The sequence below is a fragment of the Acidaminobacter sp. JC074 genome (genome assembly GCF_022496765.1).
Classification (GTDB): Bacteria; Bacillota; Clostridia; order Peptostreptococcales; family Acidaminobacteraceae; genus JABXKX01.
Genome location: NZ_VANV01000003.1, coordinates 98,553 through 114,968, shown reverse-complemented (window position 1 = coordinate 114,968; position 16,416 = coordinate 98,553). Strand labels below are relative to the sequence as shown.

The window sequence follows — 16,416 nt, the reverse complement described above, 5'->3', positions numbered from 1 at the left end:
TGGCCTGAAGTTGCTTTGGAGTTTAAGAAACACTTAAATACAGACCCCTTTTAGATATCATTAACATCTATTTCACTGAAAAAGGATGCATCGCATCCTTTATTTATTGGCTTCAATTTTTAATACCTCAACAGCTAAATCAATAACGTCCTCAAGGCGGTCCTTATCCACTGCATTTTCTAGTGTATCACCTGACGTATGGTAATAAGCATCATCAAAGTGAATGAAGCATACAGATGGTATACCTTTAGCAGAGAAATTAGCATGGTCACTGCCATATATCACACCCAGATCAGTTGTCATCATATTTTCATCTGCAATTGCTGCTATAGATTCACATAGAGCCTTATCTCTGTCATACACATAGCCAAGCATCAAAGGTATTTCTGCCGAAGAACCCACCATATCGAAATTTAACATGACAGCATTCTGACTGTTAAACAAGTCTTTTGAATTGTCTACAAAATATTCAGACCCCAATAAGCCATCTTCTTCACCATTGAAAGCAACAAAATAGATTGTATTGTCAGGCTTTGACTCCCTAAAAGCATGAGCCAGTTCAAGTATCACACTGACACCAGAAGCATTGTCAAGCGCTCCAGGATTAAAGGTCCCGTCAAGGTTATTACCGACATGATCAAAATGTGCACCAACTATAACAACTTCATTATCACCATCTGAGTCCTGTCCTTCAATCATACCCACTACATTAGATGGATTCGCTGTTTTTTCTTCAAAGTCCATTTCTATAATAAGTTTCTTATCACTGGTCATCAGCTGGCTGAATACATCTGTACGGCAAAATATTAAAATAGGATCCTCAGCATCAAAGGCCATTAAATGACTGCCTCTTATAGCACGGGTTACTCGGATATCAGATCCATTATTAACAACCAATGCTTTAATTGTCACATCGTTTCTTTCAAGTCTTTTAAGTTCCACCCAAAGTAGATCGTCATAGTAAAGTTCACTGGTTAACAAAAGAATCTTGTCATCAAAACTCTCAATGTCATCTTTTAAGTCATTGACGTTTTTAATAAAAACCATTTCAGCTTCTACATTTTCCTCGAAGTCAGTTCTACCTCTAACAAATCGCTCAGTAAAATCTTCTTGATAAACAAAAGGTTCTTGGCCTTCTAATTTCATAAGCGTTGAAGCTTCAGGTAAAAGAACAACCTGCTCATAAGTCTGCTTATAGGAATCGCCGACTTGCTTAAGGCCTGCATCTTGAAATGCCTCAACCAGTTTGTCTTCGGCAAGCATATTCCCTTTAGAACCAGCTTGTCTGCCACCATACTCAATTTGTGCCATCCAATCGATTGTCTCTATGGCTCTATCAATATCAACTTTGTAGTCAAAGACTTCTTCAAGAGGCTCAACTACTTCTTCCTCTACAACACTCTCCTCAAGTGGTTCATTTTCTGTAACAGCCACTTCAGCAGTTTGTGTACATGATATCAATAAAAAAGACATCATAATCAATAATACTCTTTTCATAAATTATTCCCCCTCTTTCAGAATATCTAATAATTCTGATAATTAAAAGGACAAAGAATAGATATTAAATAAACTTCACATATAAGCCTGTGAAGTTCTTTAAATTACCCAGTATGGTCATATAATACAATGTGAAACGATAGTGAACAATTATGGTTATGTTTCAAATTTTTACAAATAAATTGCTTTATTTTCCATAATATTGTGTTACAATATAGGTGGAGGTTGTTATGAGAAGAAAAGTAAAAAGAAATATGATGGCTTATGAACTTGTTCTCACCTCTGGTGTCAACGAGTCGATACTTGCTCAAACCAAGTCAGAAGGTTTGGCAAAACAATTACAGAGAACATTGAACGACGAATTTGAAAGTCAAATTCTTATCAGACCAATTCCTGAGTAGCGTAGTCATATCTGCGCTTTTTATTTTGTAAAATAAATCATAATACTGGCAGTCATCAAAATCATGTTCACTGGTGCCCATATATGACGGTTCCATGAGTTCTTAACAATCATATGAAGGATCATAACAAGAGCATACATGCAAATAAAACTTGCAATCAAAACCTGTAAGTCAAAGTAGATGTATAAGTCTAAAAGATTAAGTTTTATCATCATGACCAGTTCTGACAATATCAAAAATAGCACGTAAAAACCTGCAAACACCCTTGTACCTGTTGGCAATTTTCCCTCACAAAAACCACCATAATCGAAGTGTCCTACTTGTGCACCAAATAAGACAAAGAGTTGAAATATAACAATCACTCCAACTAAGCTGCTATAAATGATTAAAATATCAAACATAAAGGCTCCTTTTGGTATATATATTACCAATCGGAGCCTCTTTCAATCATTTGTCTAACAAGATACCAATATAATGTTCTGTGACAGATTTATTTTCAAAGCCAAGTCTTTGATAAAAGTCAACTGCATAAGTGTTTTCTGACCACACTTCCAGTGACATTTGAGTAATCAAACGCTTTTTAAAATACTCTGAAGCCTGGTGCATCAAATACCTGCCAATCCCCTTATGCTTATAAGCCTTATCAACCACTATATGGTCTATCCATCCTACATTGTGGTCTTTATATACAATCATAGAAGCTATCAGCTTGTCATCGTATACTTGAAAACAACAATAATCATCTTTATGACTAAGGGCATGAATCACTTCATGATCAATGGGTTTTAAAAGGTATTTATTATGAAGTTCAACCATCTGGTCATTGTATACTTCATCTGTTGTCACTGCATAGTCTATTGGACTAGCTCCTATATTTGTAGGCCCACTCATCAAATAGGTTGGCAATTCTTCTTTAAAACCCTGATCTCGAAAAAAATGGTATTTCTCATCTACTTTTTCAGTACCATAATAGATCAGTCCTTTATTTAAACCAGATCCTTTAAATAAATCTAAAGCCCTCTTTCTTAAAAGATGAAATAACTCAAAGCCGATCTCATGATACAGATGTTCATCACTTAAACTTAAATCCATAAAAATATTGATTGGATGGTCAGGTGTGATAGTTGTCAATTTAGGATAAACGTAACCATTGCCAATATAACCGTTTTCATCCATTACTATAAAAATGTTTTCTTTTCTATTGCCTTGCATATCCTCTTTGGGATTAAAAATCTTAAATTTCACGGCCACCTCCTAATTATATAATACTCTATATTCCTCAAATATGTATGCTCAATATAATTAAAATTAATGGGTATATATAAAAAAAGGAGGCAAAAATGAAAAGATACATTGATTTTATATATAAATACAAAACCTTGTTGATTATTCTATTCTTCATTCTGATGGGCTTATCTGCAAGAGGCATTCATCAACTTGATATTAATGCAGATTTTGATATCTTCAAACTCAATCAATCTGAAGCATCACTTGCACTCAATGAAATGAATGAGGTATTCGGAGAATCAGAACAAACCATCCTTATGATGGAAATCGAGAATTTAGACGAAATCGAAACGATCTCACAAGTACTAGACAATGAGTCCATCAGATATGTTTCGCCCTCAGATATGCTAAAAGCCCTTAATCTGGACGATTATAAACTTCTAGGCAACCTATCGCCTGTTGTAAAAAAAGATGGACAAACCTACATCATTTACACACTCTACTTGGATGAAGCATATGATTTATCAGATCTTTACCAAGCTTTAGATGGTTACACGTTTTATCTATCAGGTAACAGGTATATGCAAGATGAAATCATTTCCTTGATTCTAAGCATCTTCATGTTCTTACCACCTTTGGCTCTGATTTTAATTCTACTAACCTTTAGATCCCAGCTTGGCTCTTTTAAAGCTGCCTTATTATCTGTATTACCAGCAGCTATTGGCGCCTTCTGGACCATGGGACTAGCAGGTTGGTTTGGCGGTGAGTTATCCATTATAACAGTCCTAGCACCTATCTTTACCATCGTTATCGGTTCAGCAGACGGTCTACACTTTGTCAGTCATATGGAAGACTCAAAAGCCACCAGGAAAGAAGCAATCACTCAAACCCTTTCCATGATAGGCGTACCAATGATCATTACAACCACAACCTCAGTAGCAGGTTTTATTGGCTTAACATTGATTCCAACTAAAGCCATTCAGCAGCTGGCTATATTTGCATCCTTAGGTATCACACTGGCCGGTCTTGTAACATGGTATGTGCTGCCTTTACTCTTAACCTTTAACATATCTCTTAAAGAAAAGAAAAGTCGCAAGTTTGATCAATCCATCAAAAAGATCTGGGGCAAACCTGCTATTGCCATCATTCTTGTTCTACTGGTAGTCTCAAGTTTCTTTATTCCAAGCATCAATTCAGAATTCAATCAACTCATGTTCTTTAAATCTTCCACTGATGTGCAAAAGAATTTTGAGAAAATCATAGCAGTCAACGACGGGGCTATGCCTATGTATTTCTTCGGTCAAACCTCTATGGATTCAAGTCAAGTTGCTCTTGGTGAAATATCGGCCTTTTTAAATGACCTAGAAGAAAACGACCTGGTCTCAAAAGTGATGAATCCCTTTAAAATCTTAAAAGATAATAATCAGCCACCACCTTCTGTTTCAAGACAGTTTATCCGTATAGTCGATAATAAGATCTATTTTAGACTTATGTTCTTCCCTCTTGATTTAGAAAACGAGACACTGGATCAACTAGAAGCCTTAGAAGGGCCTCTTGATTCAAAACTAATAGGCAATCAACTTTTGATGAAAGAAATGAATGCATCACTCATCTCTAATCAAGTGAGAAGCCTTGTTTTCACATTTATCTTGATACTCATTATGCTGATAATCTCATTAAGATCTATAAAACTGACATTTATAGCATCCCTGCCAATTATCATTACCAGTGTTGTATTATATGGCTTTTTAGGTATAACCCAAATACCTCTAAATGTTATGACAGCTACTATTTTTTCTATATCACTTGGTATAGGTATTGATTATGCCATTCACTATGTCAGCATCTACAAATACTACAAAAAAAATAAAGACCCTCATGCAAGAGAAACAGCCTTTAAATATACGTCTAAGCCAATTCTCGCCAACGCCTTTGGTTTATCACTTGGTATGACAGCGCTTATGTTATCACCACTTAAAATTCATGTCTATGTGTCCTTGTTGATGTGGGTAGCCATGATGACATCTGTCTTTTTAAGTCTTTCGCTTATACCAACTCTTCTAAAAGAAAAAAGCATAGAGTAAACATTCTGTTTCTCTATGCTTTGAAAATATTACCTAGAAAATTCATACCGTTACCATGGATTGTTTCTTGATCTAAAAACTTACCACTTTTCATGCTATAATCCTTTGCAGTTAATTTTCTTTCCTTATTTTTTTTGTTTTCCATTTTCATAATAGTCACCTCTCTAATTTGTATTTACACTGAATTATAGAGAGGTATGAGGCCAAAGTCAACAGTAATTTTCAGAAAATTCTAAATAGGCAATTAATTTTAGTTCTTCAACAAAAAATAGAGCTCTGCACCAGTATTTGCAACAATTCTAGGAAATCGTTTTCATTCAACAAACCATGTAAGAGCTCTAAAATTTATTTAATTTTTTAGCATTCTAACCTGAGAAACAACAAAACATATTAAGCCTGCCCAGATGATTAAAAATGGTACCAACTCATCCATTGAAAAGGGTTCATTAAAGACAAAAATACCTAAAAACAAACCGATGGTTGGTGCTATATATTGCAAGAAACCAACTACTTTTAATGGTAACCTTTTGGTCCCTTCTCCATACAGAAGAAGCGGAATGGCCGTTAAGGCACCACTTAAGGCAATAAGCAGCCAAAACGACGGATGCAAGTTGCCCTGAATCCCTTGGCCTGTAACTTCAGTAAATACGATTATTAGCGTTGCTGGTATACCAACAATAACAGTTTCAAAACCAAGTCCGGTTAAAGAAGTAAATTTAGATTTCTTCTTTAGAAGACCATAAACAGCAAAAGAAATTGCCAGAACAAGAGCCAGTACTGGTACGTCACCATAGGCAAATACCTTAATCAAAACACCGATACCTGCAAGCCCTATGCCTACCGCTTGTAATCGATCCAGTCTTTCTCTGTAAAAAATAGCTCCCAATAAAGTCAGCACCAAGGGGTTCATATAGTAACCTAAACTGGTTTCAATGACAAAGCCATTGTTAACACCCCATATATAGGTCAACCAGTTGATAGATATAAAAAATGCTGGTCCAAGCGTCATAAGCCAATTATTTTTATCTTTTAGTAAAACAAGAAAATCTTTAAACTGCTTCTTATATATCATTACCACAGATACAAACAAAACCGACCAAAAGACCCTGTGTGTAAATACTTGATAGGGATTAAGGGCTTTTACCAACTTCCAATATAGTGGTAAGAGTCCCCAAATAATAAATGCTAGGCCACCATAAATCAGGCCCTTTATGTATTCTTTTTTATTCATAATACCTCCGGCATTATAATATCACATCCATAATAACATTGATAGCCTCTATTCATGACTCAAAACAAGAAAAGAAGATACTGATTAACAATATCTCCTACCATGTATTATGTTTGATGTTAATAAACTTATCAAGATTGTTCATAAAGATTTCTACCAGCTTTGGATCAAAACTTTCACCACTTTCACTTCTGATATAATCTATAACCTTGTTATAAGGCCAGGCCTCTCTTTGATGCCTGTTATGAGTAAGGGCATCAAAAACTTCACATAAGCTGACAATTCTAGCTTCAATACTGATAGCCTCTCCAACTAACTGTTTAGGATAACCTTGACCATTGTATTTTTCATGATGTTGGGTGGCAATATTTTTAACCATTTTCATAAAGTCAATATTTCCAGCTATCATGTTTTCTAAAGCAGCAGTATGTTCTGTCATCTCCTGCCATTCATTATAAGCGTAAGTCCCCTCTTTCAGGAGCAAATCATCTTTTAGTACAAGCTTACCGATATCATGAAGATAGGATGCCTTCATAAGCTTAACAGCCTCTTCTTCAGAATAGTTCATTTCTATAGCCATCATATAAACATACTTACCCACCCTAAAAACGTGGTCGTCATTAGGATAGTCCTTGTACTCTATCAGTTTAGCAACTAATTTTAGTAGTGCAGCAGTCGTGTTTTGATGATCCTGATTTAGGTCTTTCAAATATTGTTTACAGGACCTTACTTGATTGGATGCAATCATATGAGATTTTACTCTTGAATAAATGAAGTCTTTTGGGTCGTAAAGGGATATGACATCAAGAACACCAAGATCAACAGCCTTTTGATAATCCATACGCCTTCTAGAGGTCATGATAATTGGGATGGTCTTTAATAAGATCTGTTTTCGAATGTCATTATACAAGTCAAAGGCATCTTTCATATCAGCCTTTATAACAATCAAATCAGGATGCTCGTCAAGCAACTTGTTAATAATTTCATCTGATATTTGAATCACTTCAAAGTCATGTGACAGCATTTCTTCTAACACTTCATAATCTCTTTGATTGTCTTCTATTACTGCAATTTTCCAATTAACCATACATGCCTCCCTTCATTTAGATTTTACCCATCTGAGACTTAAAGTAACAGATGTCGTCTTCAAAAAACTTAAAAAGAGCGTCAGACGCTCCTTTTATCATTGTATACGACGATACAGGATTATTATATTATCCTTCTTTTGCTGCTAATAATTTTTCTTTATTTAAACCAACTACAGCTTCTCCATCAATTAAGAATGACGGAACACCCATAAGTTTATTTTTCATCATTAACTTTCTGGCTTCCATATCTTCAGATACATTGTATTCCGTGTATTCAATTTCATTTTGCTTAAGGAACTCCTTAGCTGGAACACAATGAGGTCACGTTGATGTTGTAAACATAATAATTTCTTTCATTTTCTATTGCCTCCTATTCTTTAACTTATTATAACATGTATCAGAATTATTTTGTATTACGAATTATTATGTTACATCCACAAAATCAATATCTTACATAAATTTTATCTTTTCTAACTTTTTGCAACAAATGATTTTTTTGCTCTTTAAGGTGGTATCATAGGCTTAGGAGGCCTTGAAATGAAAAAGTGGATACTCATACTCTTCTGTTTCATTCTGATTGGTTGTAGCAACAACACCAGTCAGGAACTGATTGAAGCACCCGTTTCTGAAAGAGATGTAGAAATAGAAAATCTAAATACTGTGACCTTTGAAGCATCAGATGGTTTGACAATAACAGCTGATATGTACATGATCGATGACACTTCACCCATCTTTATTCTCTTCCATCAGGCAGGTTGGAGTAGAGGTGAATATATGGAGACAGCCGTCAAGTTTAATAAATTAGGTTATAATGCTATGGCAGTTGACCTTAGATCAGGCATTGGTGTCAATGATATCATAAATGAAACGGCTAGGCTTGCTAAAGAATCTGACTATCCTAACAATCATGCAGATGCTGCATTAGATGTGAAAGCCTCTATAGAATACATCATCGATAAGTACAATACAGATATCTATCTACTGGGTAGCTCTTATTCAGCTTCACTAGCCCTTGTAACGGCTGAAGACTACAAAGACCATATAGATGCCGTCTTTGCCTTTTCACCCGGAGAGTACTTTATATACGATGGTAAAAGCATTGCTGGAAATGTAGAATCTCTAACGGTTCCTACATTTATAACATCAGCTTCTTATGAAGTCGATGAATGGAAGAACATTTTTGAACATGTAGCAGCAGAGAATAAATTTGCATTTTACCCTGAAAACTTTGGTAGTCATGGTTCACAGTCACTTTGGAAATCTTCTAAGGAAAACATCGATTTCTGGAATGCAATATTCTTTTTTATAGATCAACTAAAAGAGGATGCCTAAAGCATCCTCTTTACTATGTTAAAAATCATAATATAAGATTTTCCATATACCTTTTTCTTCAACAACTGGCCATGAGAAGGTTAACTCTAATGGACTTTCCGAATCTAGGATAATATCCTCAGTTCCTTCAAAACCTCTTAAGATATACTTGACCTGGATGATGTATTCACCCTTTTCTCTTCTTGCAAATATATATCTCTGAGCATAACCCTTAATATCATTACGAAGTAAGATCATGGCTTCTCTAAAGTCATCAAAGTTGACATATTGCTTGGACCTGCTGTCTATTAAGTCATAAGCCAAATCATAACGACCTAAAGAGATATGTTCTAAGAACTTCTTAACAATGTCCTTAGGTGTCAATTCCTTGGTTTGAACCATGGTTGTATTTCTACCAATTGGTTCTGAAAGGTCTACTAGGTTTGTTACATCTAGTCTCTTACCATCAACAAGTATCTGAACATAATCAACAGCTTCTAATTCTGTTAAGGTGTTGACGATACTCATGGCATTTAAGTACATGATCTGTGGATCATCTACAATAAACTCTCTTGAAAAACTGACATAGCAGATACGGTCTGTCGTGTTGACAGATAAGATATCAGTATCTAATCCTATAGGAGACCCATATGTTTTTATCTTAGAACCTTTTTTTAACTCTTGAACGATTGATAATTCCGTTTCAAGCTTTTCTATAATTATGGTCCTTGTTTCACTGATTAATTGACCTTCATAAATAAAGTACAAGCGAGATAATTGAGACAAACCTTGTGAATATGGCGATATAACAGTCATATCATCACTTGACTTATAAGTAATACCATTGCCTGATATAAATAAGAATACAATTGAAAACAATAACATCAGGACAATTACACTAAATAATCTTTTCATCATATTATTCCTTTCGGTAAGTCTATTGTCACTGTTGTACCCTCATTCAAAATTGAATCAATGTATATTTCACCTTGGTGCAAGTGTACAATTTGCTGAACAATGGATAAACCAAGTCCTGCACCACCACTTTTTCTATTTCTTGCCTTATCAGTTCTGTAGAATCTATCAAAAACAAATGGTAAAGATTCTTCTGCAATACCAAAACCATCATCAATAATCTGTACAGTAAAAGATGATCTCTTGTTAATTAGCCTTACCAAAACATGGCCACCTTCATGATTGTACTTTATGGCATTGGCAATCAGATTAGACAAACACTGATGAAACTTTGTTTTGTCAAAGGATGCCCAAACCTTTTCATCCTCTTGTAAATCAATCTGAATGTTTTTCTGCTTGGCTAAAGGTCTCATCTGATGAACAACCTTGGCAACTAAATAGTTGACATGAGAGTTGGTATAATGAAGCTCTAACTCCTTCTTTTCTAAGTCCACTAAGTATAAAAGGCCATCGATGATCTCATTTAAACGGTCAACCTCTGAATCGATGTCCGTTAAAAATTCCTTGTAGATTTCCGGCTTAGTCGTTTCGTCACTTAATAATGAAGACGACAAGAGTTTAATGGAAGTCAAAGGAGTTCTAAGTTCATGTGATACATTGGCAACAAACTGCTTTCTTTGTGTATCTACCTGATCCAATTTGGTCATCATGGTATTAAATGAATTACTGAGCACCTTAATTTCATCATTACCTTCTACATTTATTTTTTCATCATACTTACCGTAAGTAACACGATTCACAATTTCAGTCAACTTTTCAACTGGTGATGAAATAATCTCAACAAAAATAAAAGATATTGCAACAGTAAAACCAATACAAACAGCAGCCAGCAAGAACATGGAACTTAAAAGTTCTGACAAGCTTTCATAAATAGGCTCTAGTGTTGACGTAATCAGTATAGCACCCATGGTTTCAGTATTGGTTTGTACAGGCACAGCTACATAAATTACACGGCCTATTTCGTCAAACCTGTAAACACCTGATGACTGAGTGCCTTCAATGGCCTTGTCTAACTCTGCGTTTATGATGGTTGCATCTGATGTAAACTCACTGTAAGAGTCTATTAAAGTATGTCCTTCCACATCAACTATAAGAATTCTTGAACCAATTTCTTTCGAAAAATTAACCACAACATCAGCATAATAATCATTGGTGTGTGGTTGAGAAAGATTCTTAAATTCTGCAATTAATTGGTTGGATAAGATGTTGGCCTGAGTAAAGAGATAATCTCTATGATCATGTATGTTTCTTTCCTCTATTGAGGTCATAACAAAACTTAACATCAAACCCAATGTTAAAATGATTAAAAGTAAATAGGTGAAAACAAGTTTCCACCTTATACTCACGAATCTTCTACTAATCTTTAAAATAATATCCAACTCCCCATTTTGTTAAAATGTATCGTGGTTGACTCGAGTTCTCTTCAATTTTTTCTCTTAGACGTCTGATGTGAACATCCACTGTTCTTACGTCACCGAAATACTCGTAACCCCAGATAATCTCTAACAACTCTTCTCTAGAGTAAATTTTTTCTTTATTTGTAACCAATAATAAAAGTAAATCAAATTCTTTAGCAGTCAGTGCAATAGACTCTCCTGCTATATCAATCTTTCTACCTAATGTATTGATCTTAAACCCACTCATTTCAATGATATTAGAATGCTGTTTAGGTGCTTCTACATTCACTCTTCTCAAGATGGCCTTAATTCTTGCCTTTAACTCTAAAACATTAAATGGCTTAGTTAAGTAATCATCTGCACCATACTCAAGACCCAATACCTTTGAAGAATCTTCACCTTTTGCTGTTAAGATGATGATTGGTACCATTGACTTTTCTCTGATTTTTTTACAGACTTCCAAACCGTTCATTTTTGGTAACATTAAATCCAGTATGATTAAGTCATATGTTTCATTGATTGCTTTGTCGTAGGCTTCTTCACCATCAACAGCTGTATCAATTTCATAGTTTTCTTGTTCGAGACTGTACTTTAGACCTTTTAGTAATACTGGTTCATCATCAACTACCAACAATTTTTTTGACATAATTTCTCCAATCATCTATATGTTAAAATAATTTAATTCTACCTTAATTACATCATAATGAATTAATTCGCTTTTTTCAAGTATCTAGGTATTACACTATCTTAACATTCGCTCATCACCAACACGTTTTGTAATGCCTTTAGCATCAAGGTATTCCATCACTGGAACGATATACTTTCTTGATGTGTCAAGTAAATCTCTACATTCTGCAAGCTGCATTTTCCCTTTTTCATTAAATGCATCTTTTAGAATCTTTAATGCTTTTTCATAAGTCTCACTTGTAAAATATATACCATCATTGATTCTAATCAACTCGCCTAACTCAACAAGGTTAGCCAGTATATCCTTGGCATGCTTTTCCTTAGGGAAGTCTTTCATCAAATCATTCATCAAAGTTGGCTTGAAGCCCTCATTATCTAACCGCTCTTTGATAGATCTAATCATATAGGCTTGAGACTTGGTATAAACTATTTCAAACTCAGCATAAGAAATGTATTTGCCCTGAACTCTTATAACATCATAAAGAGCGAGTACTTCATCAAATACCTTGTTTTTAATGTTCGCAAACAACTTGTTTCTCAATTCTTCTTTAGGAATACCTAAACGAATCGGATACTCCTCATGATATTTATTTAAGATGGTCAACATCTCTTGTTCTTTCGTTAAGATAAACTCCTTATGAAGAAGCACTTGCTTAGATAGTTCTACTATGACACCATCTTCTTTTAATCTCTCAACTTGCTCTGTTACTTCTTCTTTAGGTAGACCTGACTGCTTTACATACTCATCTATGTTCCAGAAGTCTACTGAGTTTTTCTTTACTAGACTGTCGATGATCTCATCCTGGTTACCAGCTTCTTTAAACATCAACTCTTCAATGATGTCTTCCTTGAAACGTTTATGCTTTAAAGCGTTTGGATCTAAGATGGTACCACCACCAATGGTTTCAAGCGGTGAATAGAATCTTACGACAAAGTGATCACCATATTTACAAGCCGTTGGCTCTTCTAGTCTTAACTGTGCAAAACATTCCTCACCAGGCTTGATGGTTTCCTTATCTAAAAGTACCAGTCTACAAAGTATTTCTTTGGTACCATGATAGAGACGAAGTCTTGTCCAGTTCTTTAACTCTCTACCTGAATTTGTTAAAAGCTTCAACTTAACATCTAGCATAGATGTTACCTGCATTGATTCAGGATGAGCAAGTATCTCCCCCCTATTAATTTCTGATTTCTTTATACCTGTGACATTTATAGCTACACGCTGACCTGCATAGGCAGTTTTTACACCTTCTGAATGAACTTGGATAGATCTTACTTTGGCTTCCTTCATAGAAGGATAAACCGTCAGCACTTCACCTTCACTCACATGACCTTCAACTAAAGTACCCGTTACAATGGTACCATGACCCGTTAAGGTAAAGACTCTATCTATCGGTAATCTTACTGCTGATGATGCGGACTTCGCTTCTACTTGATCTGAAAGCTTATCAATTTCACTTGTCAGCTCATCCATACCATCACGAGTAATAGAAGAAACCCCTATCATAGGTGCATTTTCCAAGAAAGTTCCTTTGAAAGTCTCTTTCAAGTCTTCTTTGATCATATAGAGCCATTCGTCATCTACCAAGTCTTTTTTGGTTAAAACAACAATCCCTTTTTGTACGTCTAAAATAGATAAGATGTCTAAATGTTCTTGTGTCTGAGGCATAACACCTTCTTCTGCTGAGACAACAAAGAGCACCAAGTCTATACCAGACACACCGGCAAGCATGTTCTTGATAAACTTCTCATGACCAGGTACATCTACTATACCGGCTCTTTTACCACTAGGCAGATTAAAGAAAGCAAATCCCAAATCAATGGTAATACCACGTTTCTTCTCTTCTTCTAGTCTGTCAGTCTCAATGTTTGTCAAAGCTTTGATTAAAGTCGTTTTACCATGATCGATGTGACCGGCAGTACCAATTATTATGTTCTTCATGTGTGCTCCTATATTTTATCTAATGCTCTAATTGCTTCCATAACAACAGCTTGTTCTTCAACAGATACTGTTCTAAAATCAATAATGACTTCTTCTTCTTTTATTCTACCAATAATTGATGTCTTATAATCTCTTAAATACTTAATGATATCTTGAGCTTTAATCTTGTTATGTGTAAAGACCAAAACCTTAGAAAGTAACTTTTCAAGCGGCATAGATCCACCGCCTACTTCTGAATAATCATCTTCTAGACGATACGAGATATTGTCTAGAATACCTAGTGTAGAGGCAAATAAACAAGCTTCTTCAGATATCTCTTGGTACTTTTTAGTAAGCATCTTTAGAGTTGGAACATTATCAAGTGCTGTCAACTCGTCTCTGTAAAACTTAAGTGTGCCTTCTAATGCAGCTAAAGTCATCTTGTCTACCCTTAGGGCACGTGTTAATTGATTTTTCTTCATTGCCTCAATGTATTTTTTCTTACCAACGATGATACCCGCTTGAGGACCACCCAACATCTTATCACCTGAAAAAGATACAACATCAATGCCATCAGCTATGCACTCTTGAACTGTCGGTTCCTTCATTAAACCAAACTTGGATAAGTCAATTAACATACCCGATCCTAAATCATCGTATACAGGTAAATCTATGCCATGAGCCAATGCACATAAATCCTTAGATGAAACTTCTTGAGTAAAACCTAAGACCTTAAAGTTACTTGTATGTACTTTTAAAAGTAAAGCTGTTTCTTCAGTTATAGCAGCTGAATAATCTCTTAAATGCGTTTTATTGGTTGCACCAACCTCTACCAGCTTGGCACCTGACAATTTCATAACTTCTGGAATTCTAAAAGAACCACCGATTTCAACCAGTTGCCCTCTTGAAACCACAACTTCCTTACCTCCAGCTAATGTAGATAGTACAAGCATAACTGCTGCTGCATTGTTGTTGACAACCATAGCAGCCTCTGCACCTGTTAGTTCACACAATAAGTCCTCGACATGACTGTATCTAGAACCACGTTTACCATTGTCAGTATCAAACTCTAAAGTTGAGTAATGCATGCTGACATCAATGAGTTGTTCTCTAATAGATTCAGCAAGTGATGATCTACCTAAGTTGGTATGGACAACAACACCGGTACCATTGATTACTCTTTTCAAATGAAAATCATTTTTCTTTTGAACGCCTCTTTCTATACGCGACACTATAGTAGCCATAGAAAGGTCATAGTCACTTCCTTCCAAAGCAGATATCTCTTTTCTTATGGTATCTAGCACTTCTCTACATACATTTAAAACCATGTTTCTAGAGTTATTTTCAATCAATGTTACAACATGATCTTGTAACAATAAATCATCTATCTTCGGTATATTTCTATAAAGTTCTTTTTTCATGTTTCCTCCATCATTTAGTATCAAGTTATTATATCACATTTCACAACACACAAGAAACAGTCAAGACAACTTTCTTTAGTAATTTAGAGGATTCTAGCAGTCCTCAGGCTGAAAAAAAAGTAAGAAAAAAATCCAACTTGCAAGGCAAGCTAGATTTGTGAATAAAGTTTCTCAGTTTCTTTATCTTTCAATAAAATAAAAGTTTGGTTTTTCCATCAATAAAAACAGTAAGTATATCTCTGTTCGAGATAGTCATGGATTGACCTTCTTTTTCAAACACATGACCGGCTCCCATCTGTAAATCGAAATTTTCAAACCAACCTTTACTCTCCATGTAAGTTGTAAATGTGGCATATTCTCCTACATTAGAATCAACCTTTACATAATAAGTATCAGAGATTAATGATTTCGCGACACTCTCCTGACCAAGAGCAAGTATTATGATTGGATAAGAAACAATGAAAATGGTAATTATATAAGATAATTATTATTGATTTTATAACTCGAACCCTCATTCAACCTCCACCCCCTTACAATAAGCAATGAATGAAATTACTAAATATCTACTTAAACTTAACAATAGAAAACTAATGTAACAGCAAAACCAACTTATTCCATAAGCACAAATCCCATTTCAATCAACCTATTCTTCAGTAAATCAATTGTTGCCACTCATTTTTCATCAAACGATTCCTTACCAATGTAACTAAGCATATTTTCATCAATTGTGTTTAAATCAACACCATCAAAATCAATTACGATTGATACACTAAGAAAATAATCCTCTACTACATACTCGAAACTTACAAAATCTTTATTAAAAAAAGTCACTATTCTCTAGTAGCTTAAAACTGTTCATAGTTGTCTTAAGCTCATATTCCATATTTGCACTAAAAGTATATTCCTCAACAATTTCTTGTCTAACCATATGGTTTTCCTGATGAATCAATTTCACATAGAAACTGCGTTCATAATCTTTTAAACTGACGGTTTCCTCTTCATATTTAACTTCTGAAGTTGCGCCCTTAACTGGCCACTCAAACACATCAGTTTTTCACTGATTCCACTACAACTGCATAATAAGTATAAAACTATCAGCAGCCAAAGAAACTTAGCTTTAGTTTTTCTCAGAATAATATTATTCAATTATTTGCCCTTCAAATAATATATTATCTA

Annotated in this window: 15 protein-coding genes and 1 pseudogene; 3 read left to right on the top strand and 13 right to left on the bottom strand. The window is 34.9% G+C overall.

Annotated elements, in window-relative coordinates:
• Window positions 1-99: 99 nt before the first annotated feature.
• Window positions 100-1,497, bottom strand: a complete 1,398-nt coding sequence (locus EZV73_RS04015) for a M28 family metallopeptidase (RefSeq protein ID WP_240838504.1) — start codon at window positions 1,495-1,497, stop codon at window positions 100-102.
• 230 nt (window positions 1,498-1,727) lie between these two features.
• Here EZV73_RS04015 and EZV73_RS04010 point away from each other — a divergent pair, with 230 nt between their 5' ends.
• Window positions 1,728-1,898, top strand: coding sequence for a hypothetical protein (locus EZV73_RS04010; protein ID WP_240838502.1), 171 nt, complete (start codon window positions 1,728-1,730; stop codon window positions 1,896-1,898).
• 20 nt (window positions 1,899-1,918) lie between these two features.
• On the opposite strand, the gene EZV73_RS04005 is transcribed toward EZV73_RS04010, so the two are convergent.
• Entirely contained in the window at window positions 1,919-2,299 is a 381-nt protein-coding gene (locus EZV73_RS04005) for a hypothetical protein (RefSeq protein WP_240838500.1), read from the bottom strand.
• A 46-nt stretch (window positions 2,300-2,345) separates the two neighbouring features.
• Window positions 2,346-3,143 carry a GNAT family N-acetyltransferase gene (locus EZV73_RS28850; protein ID WP_240838499.1) on the bottom strand — a complete coding sequence of 266 codons (798 nt, stop codon included), beginning with the start codon at window positions 3,141-3,143 and terminating at the stop codon, window positions 2,346-2,348.
• 95 nt (window positions 3,144-3,238) lie between these two features.
• Here EZV73_RS28850 and EZV73_RS03995 point away from each other — a divergent pair, with 95 nt between their 5' ends.
• Window positions 3,239-5,209, top strand: coding sequence for an RND family transporter (locus EZV73_RS03995; RefSeq protein WP_240838498.1), 1,971 nt, complete (start codon window positions 3,239-3,241; stop codon window positions 5,207-5,209).
• 13 nt (window positions 5,210-5,222) lie between these two features.
• Here the strand turns inward: EZV73_RS03995 and EZV73_RS03990 are convergent, their stop codons facing one another.
• From EZV73_RS03990 to EZV73_RS28595, 4 genes and pseudogenes are all read right to left on the bottom strand, one after another.
• Complete coding sequence (locus tag EZV73_RS03990) at window positions 5,223-5,360, bottom strand: hypothetical protein (protein ID WP_240838497.1); 138 nt, start codon at window positions 5,358-5,360, stop codon at window positions 5,223-5,225.
• A gap of 198 nt (window positions 5,361-5,558) precedes the next feature.
• The gene (rarD, locus tag EZV73_RS03985) at window positions 5,559-6,440 is read right to left on the bottom strand and encodes an EamA family transporter RarD (RefSeq protein ID WP_240838495.1); all 882 of its coding nucleotides are present in this window, start codon (window positions 6,438-6,440) and stop codon (window positions 5,559-5,561) included.
• A gap of 97 nt (window positions 6,441-6,537) precedes the next feature.
• Window positions 6,538-7,527, bottom strand: a complete 990-nt coding sequence (locus tag EZV73_RS03980) for an HD-GYP domain-containing protein (protein ID WP_240838493.1) — start codon at window positions 7,525-7,527, stop codon at window positions 6,538-6,540.
• Window positions 7,528-7,654: 127 nt separating this feature from the next.
• Window positions 7,655-7,837: pseudogene (locus tag EZV73_RS28595) on the bottom strand (glutaredoxin family protein); the annotation flags it as partial.
• Window positions 7,838-8,065: 228 nt separating this feature from the next.
• Here EZV73_RS28595 and EZV73_RS03975 point away from each other — a divergent pair.
• Complete coding sequence (locus EZV73_RS03975; protein WP_240838491.1) at window positions 8,066-8,860, top strand: alpha/beta hydrolase; 795 nt, start codon at window positions 8,066-8,068, stop codon at window positions 8,858-8,860.
• Window positions 8,861-8,878: 18 nt separating this feature from the next.
• On the opposite strand, the gene EZV73_RS03970 is transcribed toward EZV73_RS03975, so the two are convergent.
• From EZV73_RS03970 to EZV73_RS03945, 6 genes are all read right to left on the bottom strand, one after another.
• The gene (locus EZV73_RS03970; RefSeq protein WP_240838490.1) at window positions 8,879-9,754 is read right to left on the bottom strand and encodes a GerMN domain-containing protein; all 876 of its coding nucleotides are present in this window, start codon (window positions 9,752-9,754) and stop codon (window positions 8,879-8,881) included.
• Window positions 9,754-11,160 (bottom strand): cell wall metabolism sensor histidine kinase WalK, encoded by a 1,407-nt coding sequence (locus EZV73_RS28845; protein WP_240838487.1) that lies wholly within the window; start codon window positions 11,158-11,160, stop codon window positions 9,754-9,756. The genes EZV73_RS03970 and EZV73_RS28845 overlap by 1 nt, the downstream gene beginning before the upstream one ends.
• A 10-nt stretch (window positions 11,161-11,170) precedes the next feature.
• Window positions 11,171-11,857, bottom strand: coding sequence for a response regulator transcription factor (locus tag EZV73_RS03960; RefSeq protein WP_240838484.1), 687 nt, complete (start codon window positions 11,855-11,857; stop codon window positions 11,171-11,173).
• A 96-nt stretch (window positions 11,858-11,953) separates the two neighbouring features.
• The gene (selB, locus tag EZV73_RS03955; protein WP_240838482.1) at window positions 11,954-13,840 is read right to left on the bottom strand and encodes a selenocysteine-specific translation elongation factor; all 1,887 of its coding nucleotides are present in this window, start codon (window positions 13,838-13,840) and stop codon (window positions 11,954-11,956) included.
• 8 nt (window positions 13,841-13,848) lie between these two features.
• Window positions 13,849-15,240 (bottom strand): L-seryl-tRNA(Sec) selenium transferase, encoded by a 1,392-nt coding sequence (gene selA, locus EZV73_RS03950; protein WP_240838480.1) that lies wholly within the window; start codon window positions 15,238-15,240, stop codon window positions 13,849-13,851.
• 817 nt (window positions 15,241-16,057) lie between these two features.
• Window positions 16,058-16,285 carry a hypothetical protein gene (locus EZV73_RS03945; protein ID WP_240838479.1) on the bottom strand — a complete coding sequence of 76 codons (228 nt, stop codon included), beginning with the start codon at window positions 16,283-16,285 and terminating at the stop codon, window positions 16,058-16,060.
• Window positions 16,286-16,416: the final 131 nt, after the last annotated feature.